The 22,397-nt window shown below is 56.7% G+C and carries 17 protein-coding genes; 8 read left to right on the top strand and 9 right to left on the bottom strand.

Annotated elements, in window-relative coordinates:
• The coding region (locus INT32_RS05985) for a HAMP domain-containing sensor histidine kinase (RefSeq protein WP_193087809.1) at positions 1-1,196 on the top strand (1,196 nt) is incomplete at its 5' end.
• Here the strand turns inward: INT32_RS05985 and INT32_RS05980 are convergent.
• Together INT32_RS05980 and INT32_RS05975 are read right to left on the bottom strand one after the other, a co-directional pair.
• Positions 1,177-2,232 carry a cytochrome d ubiquinol oxidase subunit II gene (locus tag INT32_RS05980; protein ID WP_193087808.1) on the bottom strand — a complete coding sequence of 352 codons (1,056 nt, stop codon included), beginning with the start codon at positions 2,230-2,232 and terminating at the stop codon, positions 1,177-1,179. The genes INT32_RS05985 and INT32_RS05980 overlap by 20 nt on opposite strands.
• On the bottom strand, positions 2,229-3,389 hold the full coding sequence (locus INT32_RS05975; protein WP_193087807.1) for a cytochrome ubiquinol oxidase subunit I: 1,161 nt from the start codon (positions 3,387-3,389) through the stop codon (positions 2,229-2,231). Before INT32_RS05975 ends, INT32_RS05980 begins: the two co-directional genes overlap by 4 nt.
• A 105-nt stretch (positions 3,390-3,494) precedes the next feature.
• On the opposite strand from INT32_RS05975, the gene INT32_RS05970 reads away from it, so the two are divergent.
• The 4 genes from INT32_RS05970 to minE all read left to right on the top strand — a co-directional run bounded on the left by INT32_RS05970 (position 3,495) and on the right by minE (position 7,371).
• Complete coding sequence (locus tag INT32_RS05970) at positions 3,495-5,255, top strand: glutamine--tRNA ligase/YqeY domain fusion protein (RefSeq protein WP_193087806.1); 1,761 nt, start codon at positions 3,495-3,497, stop codon at positions 5,253-5,255.
• Positions 5,256-5,276: 21 nt separating this feature from the next.
• Positions 5,277-6,173, top strand: coding sequence for a septum site-determining protein MinC (gene minC / locus INT32_RS05965; RefSeq protein WP_193087805.1), 897 nt, complete (start codon positions 5,277-5,279; stop codon positions 6,171-6,173).
• A 96-nt stretch (positions 6,174-6,269) separates the two neighbouring features.
• Entirely contained in the window at positions 6,270-7,085 is an 816-nt protein-coding gene (gene minD, locus INT32_RS05960; RefSeq protein WP_193087804.1) for a septum site-determining protein MinD, read from the top strand.
• Position 7,086: 1 nt separating this feature from the next.
• Positions 7,087-7,371 (top strand): cell division topological specificity factor MinE, encoded by a 285-nt coding sequence (gene minE, locus INT32_RS05955; protein ID WP_193087803.1) that lies wholly within the window; start codon positions 7,087-7,089, stop codon positions 7,369-7,371.
• A 495-nt stretch (positions 7,372-7,866) separates the two neighbouring features.
• Here minE and INT32_RS05950 read toward each other — a convergent pair whose 3' ends face one another.
• Both INT32_RS05950 and ettA read right to left on the bottom strand, forming a co-directional pair.
• Positions 7,867-8,085, bottom strand: a complete 219-nt coding sequence (locus INT32_RS05950; RefSeq protein WP_128395392.1) for a glycine zipper 2TM domain-containing protein — start codon at positions 8,083-8,085, stop codon at positions 7,867-7,869.
• 253 nt (positions 8,086-8,338) lie between these two features.
• Positions 8,339-10,012 carry an energy-dependent translational throttle protein EttA gene (gene ettA, locus INT32_RS05945; RefSeq protein ID WP_193087802.1) on the bottom strand — a complete coding sequence of 558 codons (1,674 nt, stop codon included), beginning with the start codon at positions 10,010-10,012 and terminating at the stop codon, positions 8,339-8,341.
• A 110-nt stretch (positions 10,013-10,122) separates the two neighbouring features.
• On the opposite strand from ettA, the gene INT32_RS05940 reads away from it, so the two are divergent.
• On the top strand, positions 10,123-10,623 hold the full coding sequence (locus INT32_RS05940) for a hypothetical protein (RefSeq protein ID WP_193087801.1): 501 nt from the start codon (positions 10,123-10,125) through the stop codon (positions 10,621-10,623).
• 113 nt (positions 10,624-10,736) lie between these two features.
• On the opposite strand, the gene INT32_RS05935 is transcribed toward INT32_RS05940, so the two are convergent.
• The 3 genes from INT32_RS05935 to pdxA form a co-directional block, all read right to left on the bottom strand.
• Positions 10,737-11,669 (bottom strand): glycosyltransferase family 2 protein, encoded by a 933-nt coding sequence (locus INT32_RS05935; RefSeq protein WP_193087800.1) that lies wholly within the window; start codon positions 11,667-11,669, stop codon positions 10,737-10,739.
• A gap of 415 nt (positions 11,670-12,084) precedes the next feature.
• A complete protein-coding gene (locus INT32_RS22265) occupies positions 12,085-12,213 on the bottom strand; it encodes a hypothetical protein (RefSeq protein WP_024006693.1) in 129 nt (42 codons plus the stop codon).
• Between the two features lie 98 nt (positions 12,214-12,311).
• Positions 12,312-13,337 carry a 4-hydroxythreonine-4-phosphate dehydrogenase PdxA gene (gene pdxA / locus INT32_RS05930; RefSeq protein WP_193087799.1) on the bottom strand — a complete coding sequence of 342 codons (1,026 nt, stop codon included), beginning with the start codon at positions 13,335-13,337 and terminating at the stop codon, positions 12,312-12,314.
• Positions 13,338-13,803: 466 nt separating this feature from the next.
• Here pdxA and uvrA point away from each other — a divergent pair, with 466 nt between their 5' ends.
• Positions 13,804-19,500: an excinuclease ABC subunit UvrA gene (gene uvrA / locus INT32_RS05925; protein WP_193087798.1), complete on the top strand. Its 5,697-nt coding sequence runs from the start codon at positions 13,804-13,806 to the stop codon at positions 19,498-19,500.
• A gap of 164 nt (positions 19,501-19,664) precedes the next feature.
• On the opposite strand, the gene INT32_RS05920 is transcribed toward uvrA, so the two are convergent.
• Both INT32_RS05920 and INT32_RS05915 read right to left on the bottom strand, forming a co-directional pair.
• Positions 19,665-20,354 carry a DUF2239 family protein gene (locus INT32_RS05920; RefSeq protein ID WP_193087797.1) on the bottom strand — a complete coding sequence of 230 codons (690 nt, stop codon included), beginning with the start codon at positions 20,352-20,354 and terminating at the stop codon, positions 19,665-19,667.
• Between the two features lie 377 nt (positions 20,355-20,731).
• Positions 20,732-21,532: a ThiF family adenylyltransferase gene (locus INT32_RS05915; RefSeq protein WP_193087796.1), complete on the bottom strand. Its 801-nt coding sequence runs from the start codon at positions 21,530-21,532 to the stop codon at positions 20,732-20,734.
• Between the two features lie 217 nt (positions 21,533-21,749).
• Here INT32_RS05915 and INT32_RS05910 point away from each other — a divergent pair, with 217 nt between their 5' ends.
• On the top strand, positions 21,750-22,316 hold the full coding sequence (locus tag INT32_RS05910) for a gamma-glutamylcyclotransferase (protein WP_193087832.1): 567 nt from the start codon (positions 21,750-21,752) through the stop codon (positions 22,314-22,316).
• Positions 22,317-22,397: the final 81 nt, after the last annotated feature.

Here is a 22,397-nt window from a genome sequence, read left to right as displayed (position 1 = left end):
AATCGGCGACGCCGCGGTGGCACACTCGACAATCCCATCGCACCACCCCCCCCCCTGTGCCAGAGGCCGCCCGTGAAGTGGAGCGCGCCCGTCGCCAGGCTGCCCAGAAGCCGACCCCAGGGCCATCGCGCCTTGCCCAGCAGCCCAGCAGCGACATCCTGAAAATCGTCAAACGGCTCAATATGGAGCTGGACGACGGCACACGTGTCGGCCTGACACGCGGTCCGACACCGCGCATGTTCATCTCGCTGCAATCGGACGATGACGGTACGCAATTCATCCGCGAATGGCTGGTTATTCCGCTGGACCGTATCCAGCCGCCAAACATGCATGCGATTACCATCGCCTGGCTGAGCCTGACCGGCCTGCTATTGATTCTGGCCGCCGGATTCGCCTGGCATATCACCCGGCCGCTGACCCGTCTCACCCTGGCCGCAGACAAACTGGCGCAAGGACGGCCGGAACGCGTCACCCCGGCCGGTCCGACCGAAACCCGTCAGCTCGGCGAACGCTTCAACGCCATGCTGGACGCGCTGGAAGAGTCCAAGGCCGTACAGCAAACCCTGCTGGCCGGGCTGCCCCATGATCTGAAAAGCCCGCTGGCGCGCATGCGACTGCGCGTAGAGCTGACTGATGACATGACGTTCAAGGACGGCATGCGCAACGACGTGCATGAAATGCAGGACATGATTGATCAGTTCATCAGCTATGTGCGGGGATCGGACCTGGCCACCTATAAGTTCCAGCCCGTCAATATCTGCGATTGGGTTGAGGAGCGCGTCGCTTCCTGGAACGATGCTGGCAGCCCCGTGCATCTGCGTCCACTGCCTGCCAAGACAGCCTATGTCAGTGCCGATACCTTATCTTTGGGCCGCGTTCTGGACAATCTGATCAGCAACGCGCTCAAGCATGGCCGTCCGCCGGTAGATGTCTATCTGACGCTGACCGACGAGCAGGCGATGCTTTCGGTCGCCGATCATGGCGACGGGATTCCGGCAGAACGCCGCTCGGAAGCGCTACGCGCGTTTTCGCGTCTGGATTCAGCCCGGACCATGACCGGAAGCGTCGGTCTGGGGCTATCCCTGGCAGAAACCATCGTCAGTGCGCATAACGGCAGGCTGACACTGGACAGCAGCGACAGCGGCGGCCTGCTGGTGACGGTGACCCTGCCCCGGGTTAATCCGCCCGCTTCATAAACGACACATCTTTGGCCTTGCGCTCCTTGCCCAGCATATCCCGGTAATACCACAGCGTGACCAGCGGCACCACCACCAGGAACAACGCAAAGGCTGCTACCAGCAAACGGGTGGTTCCCAGGCCGGTCACACTTTCCCAAATTGTCAGTTCATCCAATACAAAAAACGGGAAAATACTGAATACCAGTCCGACGATCACGCTCAGAACAATCAGAACCGTGAGAATGAATGGCAGCCAGATAAGGATTCGCACGCGCTGCACCTTGCGCACCACCAGTTCGATCAGCACGAACATGGCAAGCAAGGCAAACCAACCGATCAGCACCACCGGCAGCCGGGTTGTTTCGGTCCACTTGAAAAACATCCCGCCGTTGACCATGCCCAGCGCCACAGACACGGCCACCACGCCCGCAGCGGTCAGGCGGGAAGCCCGGCGCACCCATCCCCGGGCCTGCAATTGCAGATCATCTTCGACTCGCATAAGCAGCCAGGTGGCGCCCAGCAGCACGAATGTCGCCACGGTACACAGCGCAATGAATACAGCAAACAATTGACTGCCGGGCTCGGTGCCAAAATTGACGGCGATACGGCCAAGCACCAGTCCCTGTCCGAAAGCAGTCAGCAACGAGCCAATGGCAAAGGCGGCGGCAAACACGGAACGACCACCTGCCAGCGCACGCAGACGAAACTCATAGGCCACGCCACGCAGTAAGGCGCCAGCACCCAGCAACATCAACGGCAAATACAAGGCGCCACTCACATACGCCCATGCCTTGGGAAAGGCCGACAGCAGGATGGCACAACCGAAGAAAATCCAGAAGACGTTCATATCGCGCCATGGCCCGAGGAATGTGAACATCCTGGCCCGCTGCTCCGGCGTAGCAAACGGCATCAGCATCCCAACGCCCAAATCGAATCCGTCCAGGACGGCCGCGGCGATGGACACACCAAGAAATACAGTAAAACAAAGCAGCGGCATCCAGAAGCCCGGATCGTAGCTATTGAGTCCCAAAGAACCCGCCAGTGTATCGATCATGCCGTTCTCCGGATTTTACGCACGGGCACGACACCATAGCGAGCGGCGCGGCGCACCAGGAAAATGAAACCGGCCACAATCACGGCAAACAACAGCCACATGAACACGGTGACAGCGCTGATCAGCACTACGCCCTGCCCACGGCTGAACGCTTCGGCGTAGGTCACCAGTCCATGTACGAAATACTGGCCATCGCGCAGCGACAGCAGGATATGCGTCAGCCACAGTGCCAGCCAGCTCGCAGGACCGACCCATACCAGCACATGCTGCAGCCAGCGCGGCAGTTTGCCAAAATCGCTGCGCCGCTTCAGATACCAGCACCACTGGATCAAAGACACCAGGGCAAGCAGTAAGAGTACGCCGAGCACAAGTTTTTGCGCCCAAAGCCCGATTATCGGCAGCGGCGCTGCCTGCCGGAACAGTTCGGTTTGAAAAACAGCGCCGATGGCGGCCAGCATACCCAGCCCCAGGGTCGTCAACCCGGTGCCTATTCTGAATCCCAGCTGTTCGGCTGCATTCAAGGGTTTGGTCAGGGCCTCGCTGGCGCTGATCGATACCATCAGTCCACCGACGCCCAGGCAGCCCAGTGCGATCATGAATGCGACGCGATGCCAGGCCTGGGCCTGCACAATAAACACACGCCAGTCGATCAGGGTAAGCGGGATGGTGTCAGGCGCCAGTCCGGCCGGAAAATGCAGCCAGCTCTGAAAGCAGATCAACAACACGGCAATCACGGTCAGGCCAAGCGCGGCCAGCAATACAAAAATGCTATGTAGCCAGGATGAAAGTGTCCCCTGACGATACAGCATGACGTCCGTCACGAACAGTTTGATAACGAACGTAATTGCGGCGATCAGGACGATAAGTGGACCACTGACGGGCCCCAGCCGCACGAACAGATTGGGCCATAAGGCGCCGGACAGAATCAGGAGGAACATCATGCCAAGCAGCGATACGGTCATCGAAAGCGCGAAAATACGCACCCAGAATCGGTACATATCCATCCAGCGCCCGTCGGCAGACTTGCGATGCGTCATGCCTTTGCAGAACAGCAGCAACCAGCCTAAAACGACCGTGCTCAGACCGAAAACGGCAAAAAAGGACAGCGAACTGAAAAACTGCAGTTTTGCCAGCTGTAATGATGAAATATCCCACATTCTCGATAGCAGTTTAAATTTCGGGGCAGTTGAGCGATTCCCATGAGTCTAACCGCTGAACATGGCAAAATGGTCGATATTATCGATTTATTGAAATTTTAAAATATGTCCGCCTCAACGCCAGAGCTTCCTGCCGCCAATTTTTTGCGAACCATCATTGAAAACGATCTGAGCAACGACCGCTATCAATCAAAAAGATGGGCCGGCGAACCCGGCCCTGCCTCGGTTTTGCAGAATGCACCGAAAGATCCGGCCCGCATCCGCACCCGTTTTCCGCCCGAACCCAATGGCTACCTGCATATTGGACACGCCAAAAGCATCTGCCTGAATTTCGGGCTGGCGCGCGACTATGGCGGCATCTGCCATTTGCGCTTTGACGACACCAATCCTGAAAAAGAAGAGCAGGAATATGTGGATGCCATTGACGACACGCTCGAGTGGCTGGGTTTTACCACCAAAGGTCCCGATGGCGAGGAAAACCGCTATTTTGCCAGCGACTACTTTGGCTATATGTACGATTTCGCCGAAGCGCTGATCAAGGGCGGTTATGCCTATGTCGATGAACAGTCGCCTGAACAGATCCGGCTCAACCGCGGCACGCTTACCTCTGCAGGCGTCAATTCGCCCTGGCGTGATCGTTCGGCCGAGTCATCGCTGACCCTGCTGCGTGAAATGAAAGCGGGCAAGCACCCCGACGGCAGCCTGGCTCTGCGCGCCAAAGTGGACATGGCCTCGCCCAATATCAATATGCGGGACCCGGTGCTATATCGCATTCGCCATGCGGCGCATCACCGCACCAGTAACGATTGGTGCATCTACCCTATGTACACTTACGCCCATCCGATAGAGGATGCGCTCGAAGGCATCACCCACAGCATCTGTACCCTTGAGTTCGAAGACCAGCGGCCGTTCTACGACTGGGTGCTGGCCCGACTGATGGAACTGGGCCAATTGCGCGACCCGCTGCCCCGCCAATATGAATTTGCCCGTCTCAACCTCAAGCATGTCGTGACCAGCAAGCGCAAACTGCTGCAACTGGTGCGCGAGGGTCATGTCACCGGATGGGATGATCCGCGCATGCCCACCCTTACCGGACTGCGTCGCCGTGGCTATACGCCGTCTGCCCTCAAGCTTTTCTGCGATCGCCTGGGCGTATCCAAGTCCGACTCGCGGATTGACTATAGTCTGCTTGAACAGGCGCTGCGCGATGACCTGGATCCGATTGCCGATCGCAGTGTGGCCGTGCTCGATCCGATCAAGCTCATTATCACCAATTATCCCGAAGGGCAGACCGAGGCGTGCAGCGCCCCGCGCAACCCGCACGACGCGCAGGCCGGCCGGCGCCAGTTCCCCTTTTCGCGCGAATTGCTGATAGAACGCGACGATTTCCGCGAAGAACCACCCAAAAAATATTTCCGCCTGTTCCCCGGCAATACCGTCAGGCTCAAATATGCTTATGTGATCAAATGTACCGGCTTTGACAAGGACGAGGCCGGCACCATTACGCATGTTTATGCCGAATATCTTCCCGACACCAAGAGTGGTACGCCGGGTGCCGACAGCGTGAAGGTCAAAGGCAATATTACCTGGATCAGTGCGGCCCATGCCGTACCGGCCACGGTCATGCTCTACGACCGGCTCTTCACCGACCCGTCTCCCGACAGCGGAGAAAAGAATTTCCTTGATTTCCTGAATCCCGACTCGATGCAGCGGGTCAGCGCCTGGCTAGAACCGGGCTTTACCGCCACACCCGGCGCCCGCTGGCAATTTGAGCGGCTGGGTTATTTTGTAGCAGATTCCAAAGACTCCACGCCAGAAAACCCGGTATTGAACCGCTGTGTTACGCTGCGGGATTCATGGTCCTAATTTATTAAAGTGAATTGAAACGTGGCTTCCAAATCCTCTTTCTCTGCCCTCGAATTCAAAAGCGCTTCGCTTTTCGTTGTCCGGATCGAACTTAAAAGTACCGATACGGCAGCGCTGCAGCAGGCGCTGGAACAGAAAATGGCCGAAGCCGGCAGCCTGTTCGCACACGAACCGGTTGTCCTGGATATCAGCGGCCTGAGCGATGCGCCCGACTGGGCCGAACTGGTGGCGCTGCTTTCGCGGCACAAGCTTCCGGTTATCGGCGTCATGGGGCCCGATGGCGCCCTGATCGACAGTGCCCGTCAGGCAGGCCTATGCAAGGTCGACGTGTCCACCCTCAATAGTCGCCAGCCGCCAGAGCCGACCCTGCTTACCGAACCGGTAGCCGATGCGGTCAAAATGGCGCCGGCCGCCAATATCCAGACAGTGGCGACAGCCACGGAAAAAGACACGCCACCCGCGCCGAAAGCGCCGCCGGCCGAAACCCGGAAAGCGTCCCATTCCTCACGCACCCCATCCCAGCCGGCCGAACCGATCGTGCGCGAAACCATTCGCGAAGTGCCGGTACCGGTTCCCACCATGGTGCTGGCGCGCCAGTTGCGTTCCGGTCAGCGCGTCTATGCGCGCAACAGCGATCTGATTGTTATTGGCGTTGTCAGCCGTGGCGCCGAAGTGATCGCCGACGGCAACATTCACGTATACGGCCCGCTGCGCGGCAAGGCCATCGCCGGAGCACGCGGCAACGCGTCGGCGCGAATTTTCACTTCGCATCTGGACGCAGAGCTGCTGGCCATAGCCGGCATCTATCGCGTCATTGACGCCGATATCGAGCCACAACTCAATAAAAAGCCAGTCATTGTCGAACTGGACAACGATACACTCAAATTCATTCCGGGCGACAACAGCGGCCAGGGATAGCACTGGCTCCCGTAACGTTTTTTAAAAGAAATTCATACCGATATGCGTTAAGATATCGGCACTTACAGCCATACGGATATATAGGAATAACCTTACATGACTCGCATCATTGTGGTAACTTCAGGTAAAGGCGGCGTGGGCAAAACCACCACCAGCGCCAGTTTTTCATCCGGCCTAGCCATGCGTGGCCACAAGACAGCCGTCATCGATTTCGACGTGGGCCTGCGCAACCTTGACCTTATCATGGGATGCGAACGCCGCGTCGTGTACGATTTCGTCAACGTCATTCAGGGCGAAGCCTCGCTGAACCAGGCGCTGATCAAGGACAAACAGCTGGAAAACCTGTTCATCCTGCCTGCGTCACAGACCCGCGACAAGGACGCACTTACGCGCGAAGGCGTGGAAAAAGTGCTGAATGATCTCAAGGCGATGGATTTTGAATATATCGTATGTGATTCGCCCGCCGGCATTGAAACCGGTGCGCTCATGGCTGCCTATTTTGCTGACGATGCGTTGGTCGTGACCAATCCCGAAGTCTCCTCGGTACGCGACTCCGATCGCATTCTGGGTATCCTGTCCTCCAAGTCGCGTCGCTCTGAACTGGGTGAAGACGCCGTCAAGGAATACCTGGTGCTCACCCGCTACAGTCCAAAACGCGTTGAAGACGGTGAAATGCTGTCCCTGAAGGATATCGAAGATATCCTGCGCATCAAGCTGATCGGCGTCGTGCCAGAATCCGAATCAGTCCTGCAGGCATCCAACTCCGGTGTTCCTGCCATTCATCTGAAAGAATCTGATGTGTCCGAAGCGTATCAGGACATCGTTGCACGTTACCTGGGCGAAGAAAAACCGTTGCGCTTTACCGACTACAACAAACCGGGCTTCTTCAAACGACTTTTCGGAGGCAAGTAATATGTCCTTCCTGAAATTTCTTCTTGGTGAAAAAAAATCATCGGCCAGCGTTGCCAAAGAACGCCTTCAGCTCATCATTACGCATGAGCGCAAGGAAGGCGCGACCAGCGCACCAGATTTTCTTCCACAGCTGCAAAAAGATCTGATCGAAGTCATTTCCAAGTATATTAAAATCAATCCGGAAGACCTGAAAGTCAATGTAGACAAGCATGGCAATCTGGAAGTACTCGAAGTCAAAATCGAAATGCCTCAGGATCCCAAAGACGCGATCGCAAAGGTCGGCTGATACACGTCTACGTACTGCCATCACAGTTGTGTTGGCACCTACCCCATAGCTGCTGTCACCTGGTGCTGCGCGAGCAAAGCCCAGGCAGCAAGCCACATTGAACAGCACCACAAAACCCGCAGCAGTTGACGGTATTGCGGTGCTGTTTTATATCATGCCGGCAACGTACCCGATCGCTATCATAGCAAGTCGCACGCTTGGCAAAAACGTCGCCCAGTGCAACGACTCATGGAGTCATAGGCGCACAAAATCGTGAAGCCAGGGAGTCTTTTCAAAAAAATGAACCCGCACGCAAACCAATGCCTATTCCCAAAGCGATAACGCAAATCAAAATGAGAAGGACCGAGTGCTGCCTGATGCAGAACTCGGTCCTTTGATTTCATTTGAGCCGATCAGGCCTATCCTGACACATTCAAATCAATGACCCTTGCCAGTTGCCTGATCGGATCAGGCAACTTAGGTCCAGATGAAAACTGACGGCACGATCGCTAGCGATTAGCGGCGACCACCAACCTGATTGCCGATCACACCACCGACAGCGGCGCCACCGACCGTACCTAAGGTGCCCCCATTGGTCAGCAAAGAGCCGGCAATACCACCGATGGCTGCACCGCCGACAGTATTTCTGTCGCGCTGAGTCATACCGCCACATCCTGCCAGTGCAATGGCAAGGCTACCGGCTATGATGCTTTTGGCTACGATATTCGTTTTCATATTATGTACTCCTGAGTGGGAATGAAGATGTCTCGCGTATTGGCCAAGCGAGTGCTCGTCTCAAACGCCTTACTGACACTATACAATGGAAAACTTTAAGCAACCAACTGCGCGGTGGTGCTTTGTTACACAGATGTTTTATTTCAATCGAAATGATATCAACTGAAATAAACCCTCACGTTTGCGTTGATAAAATGCAACGCTGCAGTCGCGTTTGTTGCGCAACAATGTGCGACCGCAGCAAGGCGACTGTTTACTTCAGCGCCTTATAGCGAATACGGCGCGGTTTTGCGCCCTCTTCGCCCAGGCGTTTTTTCTTGTCGGCTTCATATTCCTGATAATTTCCGTCAAAAAACACGACATTGGAATCGCCCTCAAAAGCCAGAATATGCGTGGCAATACGATCCAGGAACCAACGATCGTGGCTGATGACCATAACGGCGCCTGCAAACTCCAGCAGGGCATCTTCCAGGGCACGCAAGGTTTCCACGTCCAGATCATTGGACGGCTCATCCAGCAGCAAAACGTTACCGCCCTTGATCAGCGTATTGGCCATGTGCAGCCTGCCGCGCTCACCACCGGACAGCTGTCCCACCAGCTTGGTCTGGTCAGATCCCTTGAAGTTGAACCGGCCCAGATAGGCGCGAGCGGGAATTTCAAACCGCCCTACATTGAGCACATCCGATCCCTGTGATACAAAATCGAACACACTCTGGTTATTGGCCAGTGTTTCGCGCGATTGATCCACAAATGAAACATTCACGGTCTGGCCGATTTTCACTTCACCGGAATCAGGTTGTTCCTGTCCGGCGATCATGCGAAACAGCGTGGATTTACCAGCGCCGTTGGGGCCGATAATACCGACAATTGCGCCAGGCGGAACCTTGAAACTCAAATCGTCTATCAGCAGGCGATCGCCAAAGGCCTTGCTGACATTGGCAAACTCAATCACTTCGTTGCCAAGACGCTCGGCTACGGGAATAAAGATTTCCTGGGTTTCATTGCGTTTTTGGTATTCGTGCGAAGACAGTTCTTCAAAACGGGCAAGACGCGCCTTGGATTTGGCCTGCCTTCCCTTCGGATTCTGGCGCACCCATTCCAGTTCCTTGCGAATTGTTTTCTGGCGCGCCGTTTCGCTGGCCTCTTCCTGTCCCAGTCGGGCTTCCTTCTGCTCGAGCCAGGAACTGTAATTTCCCTTCCAGGGAATACCGTATCCACGGTCCAGTTCAAGAATCCATTCGGCCGCATTATCCAGAAAATAGCGATCATGCGTCACACCCACCACGGTGCCTGGAAATTTCTGCAGGAACTGCTCCAGCCATTCAACACTTTCAGCATCCAGGTGATTGGTAGGCTCGTCCAGCAAAAGCATGTCCGGCTTGGAAAGCAGCAGGCGGCACAAGGCCACACGCCGCTTTTCACCACCCGAGAGTTTACCGACAACGGCATCCCATGGAGGCAGGCGCAGCGCGTCGGCAGCTATTTCCATCTGCGTGCCGATATCGTCGGCGCCACTGGATGCGGCGGCGGCAATCACCGCTTCGAGCTCAGCCTGTTCGGCTGCGAGCTTGTCAAAATCCGCATCGGGCTCAGCATACTCGGCATACACCTCTTCCAGCCGCTGGCGTGCCGCAAACACTTCACCCAGGCCGGCTTCCACCGATTGTCTCACGGTATGTTCCGGATCCAGCTGCGGCTCCTGCGGCAGATACCCTATTTTCAGACCGGGCATGGGCGTGGCTTCGCCTTCAATATCCTGGTCTATCCCAGCCATGATTTTCAACAGCGTGGATTTACCGGATCCATTCAGACCAAGAACGCCGATTTTGGCGCCCGGAAAAAAAGACAGCGAAATGTCGCGCAGAATCTGCCGCTTCGGGGGCACGATTTTGCCGACACGATTCATCGTATAAACGTACTGGGCCATAGTTAATTTTGCTTGCAAAAAATTCAAATAACCATTGTATGAAATAAACATGATGCGTGCCGCGCGAGGGCGGCTACAATAACAATAAGACCAGAAATCGGACCACTGCCATGAGTTTTGTACCTGAACCCACATTCACCGACCACGAGATCGCGCTACTGAAAAAAACTGCAGATGCGCTTACTGCCTATTTGGCCAAACCAGTTATCGCCGAAATCGATACCACCGAAGACGGGATGGAATGGGTCGCTTTCGGCGTCCCGCTGGATATTGCAGATGAAAACCCCGACGATATTGTCACGCTTGAAATGGGCGGCCCCGGCGCCAGACTAATCAGCGAATCCAGCGACCTGGAAAACCCCGAAGAAGAAGTCTATGCCTGCGAATTTCTATGGGGCATCCAGATTACCGATATCGAAAATGCACGCTTCGTGCGCATTGATTTTGAAGGCGAGGAAGTGGAATGGGGAGACGATATAGAAGAGCTGCTGCCGTTCGGCATGCGGGACCCGGAACCCGGCGAATTACTTGAAATCGAAGAAAACGACGACGATGAAGAGGAAGACCCGCCCGCTACACCCCAGGACACATCGTCGCCCACGCTGCATTAACGCTGCGGGTACACATTGTGAAGATATACGTTGAAGATAAATTGTCGGTAAGCGCTGATGATCGTCATGCGCCAGCATCACGATCAATTTGGCCAAACACAGGCGCCGGCCAATTACGCGTGCCGGCGGCGATCCCGCAGATATAGCGCCCATCCCACCGGATACATCAGCGAGACCAGCAATCTTGGCATATTCCCCTGCAATTCCACAGCAGGCGGCAGGGGCTTGCCGGCTCGCTGCAGATGCATGCGAAAGCGTGTATATCGCGCCGCCGCCAGCAAAAAAGACACGGGCTGGAAGCGGAACCACGGCAGGCAATTGACCACCGTATCGCGAGCCAGCAGCAGAATGCCCAGCGCATGCTTTTCACCCGACACAGCGCCTTCATTACTCAGCGAATCTGCACTCTCGTAATAGGTGCGAAACACCTTGTTGACGAAGCGCGTCAGATAGCCATCCCGCGCGATCGCCCGCCAGACCACGCTTTCTGGGACAAAACCGTCGATATCTTCGGGAAATGGAAAATGCTTGAGCACCTGTGTCTGCAGGCAGCCGAATTTCTCTCCCTTCACATGACATTTGAAATTCATATCAAGTGAAGTCATGTCCATGACGTCCTCCGGAAACCGGTCACCCACGATACTGCCGTCAGGACGCGCACATAGCCCGGTCACCGCGATATAGCCGCTTTTCAAATCATCGGGAATGCTACGCCATACATCCGCCATGGACTGCAGCGAATCGGGCAATAGCGTATCATCGCTATCGAGCGCAACAATCAGACGTCCCCAAGCTTCCTTGACGCCGGTATTGAATGCTGTTTTTTTATGCTGATTGGGTTGCCATACATACCGGATCGGAAATGGCGAATCGACTTGCCACGTTTCTATTCTATTGCGGGTATTGTCGGTCGAACCGTCGTCGATAACCAGCCACTCAAAATCCTTGAACTGCTGCTCGCACAACGACTGGTAGACGCGCTCAAGGGTATGAGCGCGGTTGTAGGTAGGCGTCAACACCGTAAAAAAATAAAGATTTTGCGTCATGGCTTTACGTATTCAATCCGATCATTATTTTATTTTTGTTGATTTACGATAGCAGAGAAAGTGATGAAAACGATGTGCAACTTGTAGCAAAAAGTAAGCTGTCTTGCGTAGTAACGGATCGTATCGGATCAGCGCAACATACCTGCAAAACTTGACCAGGCGCCGCCGCCCCCGACAAACAGGCGAGAAAAAAGCCACTTGCGCAAGTGGCTTTTTCAAACTCTGACGTTTAGCGAAAAGACGCCATCGGATACCATATAGCAATACGTCGCATTACCATTTCACACAATGAAAAAACGACGCAATACAATACTGCTATTGGCAGCCTCTTCCTGTCAATTAACGCCCATAGGGCATCTACGGAAGACACTTCATACACGGTCGCCGGCAATGAAGCCCTTGCCCGCTGCGCCGATTATGCGCGCTTTACTTTTTCCAGCATTTTGAACACGCCTTTGGGTGAGCGCACAAAAAGACGCTTGAATGCTTTACCCAGGCAACGACGCTCCAGCGTGTTGCGGCGAGTGCGTTTGACTTCTGCCATGAGATTCTCCGAGAATATTTTACGTAATCAGGCATTCTAGCATTAAATCAGGCATTTATCCACGAATCTTGCAGTAACACACGGTGCCGGAGCGAAAATCAGACACTCGGGTTGCGCATCTGCAAAGCAAGTTCGCACGCAACACGCAGCGATGACGGATCCGCCACCCCCTTGCCGGCAATATCGTAAGCCGTCCCATGGTCCACGCTGGTGCGGATAAACGGCAGGCCCACCGTCACGTTCACGCCATTGTCCACGCCCAGATACTTCACCGGGATCAGGCCCTGGTCATGATATTGCGCCACGACAATATCAAATTCACCGCGGCGTGCCCGCATGAAAATCGTATCGCCCGGATAGGGCCCGCTCACATCGAGGCCTTCGGCCCGAGCCACCGCTATCGCCGGCCGGATGACAGCTTCGTCTTCATGGCCAAATCGCCCGCCCTCGCCTGCATGCGGATTGAGTCCTGCCACAGCAATGCGGGGCGAGCCCAGGCCCACCATCCGGCAGGCGCGATCGGCCAGCCGGATGGTATCCAGCTCGCTTTCGAATGTAATAAGCGCAGGCACCTCGCTCAAGGCCACATGAATGGTCACCAGGATCACCCTTAGTTGCTCGTTGAGCAGCATCATCGCAACCCGCGGTACGCCCGCTGCATGCGCCAGGATTTCAGTATGCCCGGGAAAATCAACGCCGCCCGCTTTCAGCGACAGCTTGTTGATGGGCGCCGTGACAATTGCCGAAATCTCGCCGGCCATGGCACCTGTAATCGCGCTCATGAGAAATTGATAAGATGCCAGGCCGGCCTGCGGATTCACCTGCCCCAGCGGCAGGTCCTCCGGCAAAGGATCGGTACAGCTAATTACCGGTATTTCAGATGAAATTGCCCTGTTTTGGCATGTTGCCCGCCACTGCGCCACCGAGCCATGCGAGGTCACCGGCAGGGCCAGCCCCAATTGAGCGACCGCCCGCGATATGGCACCAGCATCTCCGTACACAACAGTGCTGGCAGGCAGTCCCTGGCTGAACAGCCTGGCCACCAGTTCGGGGCCAATACCCGCGGCATCGCCCATGGTCAGCCCCAGGGGCTCGGTTGAATGCAATAGCGGTTCAGTTTTCATATGGTAACGTTCATCCAGCAGTGGTCAATGGCCATGTGGGCCAGCGTGCGAAAGTGTAATCCCATTGCAGGGACAATACAAACCGGGCAGACAGGCCCTGTGACAGGATCTCAGCGATAGATTTTTCAACGACAGATTCTCAACGACAGATTCTTCAGCGCCAGAGGGCCAACGCCCGATGCTCTGCCTGCCTGCGGCGCCGCCGATCGCCCGGCATCATCGACGCTGGTTATTGTCTCTAGCGTTATACCCCTTTATACCGCCAACGCTTTATATTTGCCAAGCCGGCCTCATCTTCCAGCCTTGACCTGCTCACAGCACCGAACCTGCCTGCCGAATTTTGGTGCTGCGCCGTGTCAAAAATCAATTATTATGCGACAATATTATAACTGTTTATTTATACAGTAAGAATCACCTTCATCCTCATTGCACCCCACTCAGAAAAGGGGGTCTTTCGGAGCACTTCATGAGTTCGCAGATCCGGATATTCGGCGCCAGACAAAACAATCTCAAAAATCTCGATGTTGCTTTCAATACCGGCGAATTCGTGGTGATTACCGGGGTATCAGGCTCAGGCAAAAGCTCGCTCGCCTTTGATACGCTTTATGCAGAAGGTCAGCGCAAGTACGTAGAAACTTTTTCCCCCTATGCGCGACAATTTCTGGACCGCATGGACAAGCCCCAGGCCGACCGCATTGAAGGCATTCTGCCCGCCATTGCCATCGATCAGACCAATCCGGTGCGCAATTCGCGCAGCTCGGTCGGCACCATGACCGAACTGAACGACCACATCAAATTGCTGTTTGCCCGTGCAGCCAGGCTGTACTGCCGCCAATGTTCGACCGAAGTGCGCAAGGACAATCCGGACACTATTTATGAATTTCTCTCAACGACCACGCCAGCGTTGAGCGATCCGCGCCTGATCCTCACCTTTCCTGTGGTCGTTCCCGGCAACTACAGCGAGGAAGAAGTCCGCCAGTATCTTGAACAACAAGGCTATACCCGAGTTCATGCCGAAGAGGAACGCAGTGCAACTGTAACGCCCAAAGGACGCGGCAAGTCGCAAAAAGTGGAAATAAGCCGTGTCCTGCATGTGGTCCAGGACCGCTTCCGTTTTTCCACCACAGAAAAGTCGCGGGTCATCGAAGGGCTGGAAGCCTGCCTGCGCTACGGGACCGGTATGTGCACGGTGTACGCTGTCGACAATGACAGCAATCCGCTGCAATCATGGAAGTTCAGCGAACAGTTGCACTGCGCCAACTGCGATATTACCTATTCGTCGCCACTGCCCAGCACTTTTTCCTTCAACTCCCCCCTGGGCGCCTGCGAAACCTGCCGCGGCTTCGGCCGCGCCATGGGTATCGACTTCGGCCTGGTTATTCCTGACGAAACCAAAACACTGCAGGATGGCGCCATTAAACCCTGGCAGACGCCCAGCTACAATGAGTGTCAGACCGAAATGATGCAATACGCCAAAAAGGCAGGCATCCGCACCGACACGCCATGGAAACAGCTCAATGATGCAGAACAGCACTGGGTGCTGTATGGCGATCCCGAGTGGAAAGGCGGCCCATCGGCCTGGAAGCATCAGTGGTATGGCGTACAGCGCTTTTTTGACTGGCTCGAAACCAAGTCCTATAAGATGCATGTGCGCGTGCTGCTGTCCAAATACCGTAGCTACACCCCCTGCCCGGCCTGCCATGGCTCGCGTCTCAAACCCGACGCAACGCTGTGGCGACTGGGCGATGCGCCGGTCGGTAACGACATCATGGGAACCTACACCCGTTTCATGCCGGTGCATGCGAAGTGGTCCGTCCCTGCGCTTACCGCGCTGGATGGCCTTGGCATTCATGATCTGATGCGCCTGCCTATCACACAGGTGCGCGATTTTTTTGCCACGCTGGCGCTTTCCGTATTCATGGACAGCGCCATGGATCTGGTGCTCCAGGAAATCCGCAGCCGGCTGGACTTCCTGTGCAACGTGGGCCTGGGTTACCTCAGCCTGGACCGGCAAAGCCGCACCCTGTCTGGCGGCGAGGTCCAGCGCATCAACCTGACCACCGCACTGGGCACCTCCCTGGTCAACACGCTATTTGTCCTGGATGAACCATCCATTGGCCTGCATCCGCGCGACATGCACCGGATTGTCCAGGTGTTGCATCGTCTGCGCGATGCCGGCAATACGCTGGTGGTGGTCGAGCATGATCCGCAGGTCATGGTTGCGGCCGACCGTATTCTGGACATCGGCCCCGGGCCGGGCGAACGTGGAGGTCAGATTGTCTTTGACGGCACGCCGCAGCGCCTGCGCGAAGGCAGCTCGCTCACCGGCCGCTACTTAAGCGGCCAGTTGCGTGTCGAAGCGCCACGCCCGATGCCGGTGCAACCCAATACCCCCAAGCTGATCATCGAAGGCGTCAGCGCCAATAACCTGCAGGGCATCGACGCCGCCTTTCCGCTGGGTCGCCTGGTCTGCCTGACCGGCGTCTCGGGTTCAGGCAAATCCACCCTGGTTCAGGATGTGCTCTACCCTGCGCTGCTCAAACATTTCGGTCGCCCGACTGAAGCACCCGGCCCCTTCACCCGTCTGCTTGGCGCCGAACAAATCGCCGGCGTCGTCATGGTCGATCAAAGTCCGATCGGCAAAACCGCCAGATCGAATCCGGCCAGTTATGTCGGCGCCTTCGATGCGATCCGCAAGCTGTTCTCGCAAGCGCCGGCGGCCCGTGAGCGCGGCTATACGCCCGGCACCTTCAGCTTCAACAGCGGCGATGGGCGCTGCCCCACTTGCGGCGGCACCGGCTTCGAGCATGTGGAAATGCAATTCCTGTCCGACGTGTACATTCGCTGTCCCGATTGCGACGGAAAGCGTTTCCGCCCAGAGATTCTGGAAATCCGTGTCGAACATCTGGGCAACAGTGCCTCCATCGATGAAGTGCTGAACATGACCGTCAGCGAAGCGCTGACATTTTTCAAAGGCCTGCGCGACGTACAGACCAGCCTTTCACCGCTCATTGACGTGGGGCTGGAGTACCTCAAGCTCGGCCAGCCCGTGCCTACCCTGTCGGGCGGCGAAGCGCAGCGCCTGAAACTTGCCGGGCATCTGGCCGAAGCAGCGCGCAGCGGCATTTCCTCGGCAAAGGTCGCCAAAAAAGGCAGCCTGTTCCTGTTTGACGAACCCACCACCGGCCTGCATTTCGATGATGTCGCCAGGCTCATGGGCGCGTTTCGCAAGCTGCTGGGCGCCGGCCATTCCCTGCTGGTCATTGAACACAATCTGGACGTGATCCGTGCCGCCGACTGGTTGATCGATCTCGGCCCTGAAGGCGGCGTGGGCGGTGGCCGGATTATCGCCGAAGGCACGCCCGACACCGTCATGGACATTGCCCAGTCGCACACTGGTGTGGCTTTGCGCGAATACGAATCCAATATTATCGCCAGCGCGCCGCTTTCACTGCAGGAGCCGCAGGTGGCTTATGCAGGCAGTACGGGGCTGACTGTTGCACGGCGCGAAACGCCTTCGCAGATCGACATCCTGAACGCCAAGGAGCACAATCTAAAAGGCGTCAACGTTCATATTCCGCATAACACCTTTACGGTCATCACCGGCGTGTCGGGGTCAGGAAAATCAACGCTGGCCTTCGACATCCTCTTCAATGAAGGACAACGCCGCTATCTGGAATCACTCAACGCATATGCGCGCGCCGTGGTTCAACCGGCCGGCAAGCCGGATGTCGACGCCATTTACGGCATCCCGCCCACCGTGGCAATCGAACAGCGTACCAGTCGTGGTGGGCGAAAATCCACGGTCGGCACCATGACCGAAGCCCACCATTTTCTGCGGCTGCTTTACGTCAAACTGGGAACACAATATTGCCCTGACTGCCAGGTGCCAGTGGAACCGCAATCGCAGGAACAAATTTTTGCCCGCATCATGAGCTCGTGCAAGGGCCGGCACATCGGCATTCTGGCCCCGCTGGTTACGGCTCGCAAGGGTTACTACACCGATCTGGCCAAATGGGCAGAAGGCAAAGGCCATACCCATCTGCGTGTCGACGGCGACTTCATCCCGGTCAAGCCCTGGCCGCGACTGGACCGCTACAAGGAACACACGATCGAATTGCCGGTGGCCGATCTGGTCATTGCCCCGGCAGCAGAGTCCAGCCTGAAGCAGGCCCTGCACAGTGCACTGGAAACCGGCCACGGCACCATGAGCATCATTCTGGACCTGGATCCGACAAACCCGTTGCACGCCAGTGAACTGGAGCAGCAGCACTTTTCCACCAAACGCGCCTGCCCAAGCTGCGGAATAAGTTTCCCCGAACCCGATCCTCGTCTGTTTTCCTATAACTCCAAGCATGGCTGGTGCAACTCCTGCTTCGGGACTGGCGTCAAACTGAGCGGGTTCAATGAAGAACAAAGCGGTGAAGAAGATGCCTGGAAAAATCTGTCCGGCGACGAAGAACACGAACTTCAGGCCTGCCCGGCCTGCCACGGGCAGCGCCTGAATCGCAACGCCCTGGCCGTGCGCTGGAAAGACCGCAGTATTGCCGATCTGGCGGCGCTGCCAGTGAGCGAAGCGCATACCTTTTTTGCCGGCTTGATTCTGAAAGGTCGCGATGCCGAGATTGCCCGCGATATCCTGAATGAAATAAAAAGTCGTCTGTCCTTCATGGAGGAGGTCGGGCTGGGCTACCTGGGCCTGGATCGGTCGGCACCGACGCTGTCCGGCGGTGAAGCGCAGCGCATCCGCCTGGCCGCCCAGCTGGGCTCGAACCTTCAGGGCGTATGCTACATTCTGGACGAGCCGACAATCGGCCTGCATCCACGCGATAACCGAATTCTGCTCAATGCGCTGTCACGGCTGGAAGGCAATGGCAATACGCTGGTGGTGGTGGAGCACGACGATGACACCATTCGCCGCGCCGAACATATTATCGATATGGGACCCGGCGCCGGCGTGCGTGGCGGCACCGTGGTGGCCCAGGGTACCTACGAAGATATCATCAATAACCCGGACTCACTCACGGGCCGCTACCTGGCGCACCCCATGGTGCATCCATTAAGACCCGGCCAGCCCACCGATGCCAATACCGATTATATTGAGATCCATCGCGCCCATTTGCATAATCTGCAACACGTGAATGTCCGCATCCCCAAGGGCCACCTCAGTGTGATTACCGGTGTATCCGGCTCCGGTAAATCCTCGCTGGCGCGCGACGTTATGCTGGATAATCTCAAGGGCGTGATCGGTACCAAAACACCGACGCCATGGCGTGGCTGCGACGATATCACCGGCTGGGAAAGCCTGGACCGCGTACTTGAGGTGGACCAGACGCCTATCGGTAAAACGCCACGTTCGTGCCCGGCAACCTATATAGGCTTCTGGGACGATGTACGACGTCAGTTTGCGGAAACCCGCGATGCAAAGATTCGCGGCTGGAGCTCCTCCCGCTTCTCGTTCAATACTGGCGACGGGCGCTGCCCGATTTGCGAGGGCCAGGGTATGCGCACCATTGAAATGAGCTTTTTGCCCGACATCAAAGTCCCGTGCGAGGCGTGCAATGGCAACCGCTTCAGTCCGGATACGCTGGCCATCCGCTTGCGCGAAAAGAATGTGGGCCAAGTGCTGAAGATGGAAGTTGATGACGCCATCCCCTATTTCGCTGCTCATCCACGGGTCAAGCGCGCACTGCAACTGCTGCAAGATGTCGGTTTGGGCTACCTCACACTGGGTCAGCCTTCGCCCACCCTGTCCGGCGGCGAAGCCCAACGGATCAAACTGGTATCGGAACTGGTGAAGGCGCGGCTCGACGAAGGCGTCATCAAAACCGGCAGGGCCTCAAGCCGGCCACACACATTGTACGTGCTGGATGAGCCCACCGTCGGGCTATCCATGGCCGATGTCGAGAAGTTGATTGTTGTACTGCACCGGCTGGTTGAAGCAGGCAATACGGTCGTAGTCATTGAGCACAACCTGGACATCATGGCCGAGGCCGACTGGATTGTCGACATGGGACCCGAAGGCGGCAACGGCGGTGGACAGGTTGTCGCCGTCGGATCGGTGCAGGACATTATTGCGAAAAAATCCGTGTCCCATACAGGCCTCGTCCTTGACGAGTTTCTGACTCGCACGTCTGAAGTAACGCCGGCCCTGGCGTCGTGATTGTGGTGTAAATCGGGCATCCCACCTGCACCGCGGCCTGCCTCGCTCAGGAACTGCGGTGCCGCCGCGCCCGTCAATCGCAGCCGGCAGCAAAGCCGCTACGCTGCAATGAGTCGCGCACGGTACCGAAAGCCGGGCGGCGCAATCGGACATCATGGCCGCCCTCAGTCGCCAGTGGCCAGCATCAGCGCATGCGTGCGCACATCGTCTGGCCAACCGGCAACGTGCGTTTTCAGCGCAGCCATATCATCAGCAAACAGCGCCCGGGTAGCCTCTTCGTAGCCGGGCAGATCACCGCCCAGCGCCAGCATGAAATGATAGGCCCGTTCCTGGGCTGCGCGCCGGGCATCACGGTCCGTGTTGCGGAGCCGGGCCGCTTCAACCAACTTACGCAACGCGACCGATGCGCCCCCTGGCTGGGCGGCCAGCCATTCCCAATGTCTGGGCAGCAGCGTCACCTCCCGGGAAATCACCCCCAGCTTCGGTCGGCCGCGTCGCCGCACAGCCTGATGGCCGCTCTCCTGCGGTGCCTGCGTCAACGTTGCAAGAGGCGATGAAGAAGCGGTGGCGTCCGTCATATCGGGCTTAGGCGCCCCTGCTGCCCCGCTACCAGTGCGCAAAGTTGTGAGCTGTGGGTTAAGACCTTCCTGCTGATCGTTTGGCGCTGCGGCATCCAGCAGCCGCACATCAATATCGGTCGAACGACCGGAAGCATCGTCGAATATCAATACCGCACTGGTTGACGGTGTTTTCAGGGCGGTCCGATATGCCGTCGCCACCTGGGACAGCGTACCGGAGGCGAGCTTGCGGTATCCATAGAATACGGTATAGGTTTGTTCAGGGGTTGCAGCCATTGGTGGAACTCCTTGGTCGGCTTGATAAGTGCAACCCAAATATTACCCGGATATAAATAAAATTTAAATATTACCCGGGTAATTTATGGAAAAATGTCTTTTATGTGCCACTACCGAAGCCAAAATACAACTGGGCGCCTTCGTCGAACCAGGCAAACCGCGCGGCAAGTCGTGCATCAACGATCGCCCCTTCACCCTTGACTTCGCACCCTGCCATTCACTTTACACCTACCATTCACCTCTCGCCTCAGCCCATCGCCACCGTGCCAAAGCGCACGCGCAGCCGCGGCCATGCCAAAAACCATGACCATGGCCATGTTCTGCCGTTTTTTTGTTCAAGACATCGCTATATCGGCAACGCCGCAATGCGCTTGCGATCAGGCCAGGATCCTGCGAATCGCCTCGCCGGCCGCCGCCATACCCATTGCTGCTGTTACCGTTACCGCAGATCCATAGCCGGCGCAGGACAAGCCCTGAGGACCGCCGCTTTCTGCCGGCGCCCCCCATGCCTGGGGCAAAATGGCAGGCTGGTCGAACCAGAGCGCAAAAACGCGCATGGCAGGCGCCTTGCGCAGGGCCTTGCCGTGTCGATCCGAGCCTTTGGCAAACCCATGATGCTTACGCAACTGTTGCCGGATACGACCCAGCAACGCGTCGTTGCGCGCCGCGGACAAATCACCGGCGGTCAGCGTGAGCGCATCCAGCTTGCCGCCGGCGCCGCCACACATAATAAATGAAATTTGCTCACGTTGGCTGGCCAGCACCATGGCGATTTTGGCCGCGACCTGGTCGGTGGCGTCCACCAGAACGCTTACGGGTCGCGCCTGCAGCAGCGTATCGACATTATCGGGTCCCAGAAAATCGTCTACCAGGTTCACGCGGCAATCGGGGTTGATCCCGGCAATGCGATCAGCCATGGCCTGAATTTTAGCCTGACCAAATGTGGCCGACAGCGCATGAATCTGCCGGTTCACATTGGATTCGGCGATATGATCCAGGTCGATTAGCGTCAGTTCGCCCACGCCGGAACGGGCCAGGGCCTCTGCTGTCCACGAGCCCACGCCGCCGATTCCCGCCACCATGACATGGGCCTGCTCCAGGCGTGCTGTTGCTCCATCGCCATACAGGCGCTGTAAACCGCTGAAACGTCTTTGCTTATCGTTAATAGTTGTATCCATTCCAATCGAATCTGACCTATACTAAACTTGTTACAGAGATTTAACCGCCGGCGTCCGGCTGGTCTGGCTTCATCTGCGCTCCGGACTCCTGTAATATTTTAATGCACATTCAAAGAAGTTCATTTCCGTGGCTGAACTAATCAGGAATCCCTTACAAAAAGCACTCGACCATATCCGCCAGTTCCGTCTGTGGACCGACGAAGAAGTCGAACACTCCATGCAGCAGAACCTGGCCGGCACCGACCCGGGCAACGTATGGGTTTTTGGTTACGGATCCCTTATCTGGCGTCCTGAATTCGAATTCCAGGAATGCCGTCTTGCCACCCTCCATGGTTACCATCGTGCACTGTGCCTGTGGTCCAGCGTCAACCGCGGGACCCCGGAACGGCCTGGTCTGGTGTTTGGCCTGGACGAAGGAGGAAAATGCGAAGGCAAAGTCTTCAAACTGCGGCCCGATGCGCTGGAACAAGAATTTCGCGCCTTGTGGAAACGCGAAATGGTCTCGGGCGCCTATATCCCAACCTGGACCCACTGCGAAACAGAACACGGTACGGTACGCGCCCTGGCCTTTATCATGGACCGGGAAAATCACGCCTACGCCAAGGACCTGACCTTCGAGGAAACCCTGCAGATCATCCTGAACGCCACCGGTCAGAACGGCCCGTGCCCTGAATATGTGATCGAAACCGCGCATGCCCTGTCGGATGCCAACATCCAGGATCATGCCCTGTTCAAACTGGCAGATACGCTCAAAAAAACATACCCGGCAAAACCAGCTACCTGACCGGGAAATCTGCTGTCGGCGACCGGGAATTGCCGGGGAAATCCGCCCAAGTGCAGTACACTATTCCTTTAGGTATTTTCC

This window comes from Advenella sp. FME57, from assembly GCF_014897675.1.
In the GTDB taxonomy this organism is placed as follows: Bacteria; Pseudomonadota; Gammaproteobacteria; order Burkholderiales; family Burkholderiaceae_B; genus Advenella.
This window is presented reverse-complemented; position numbering and strand designations above follow the sequence as displayed.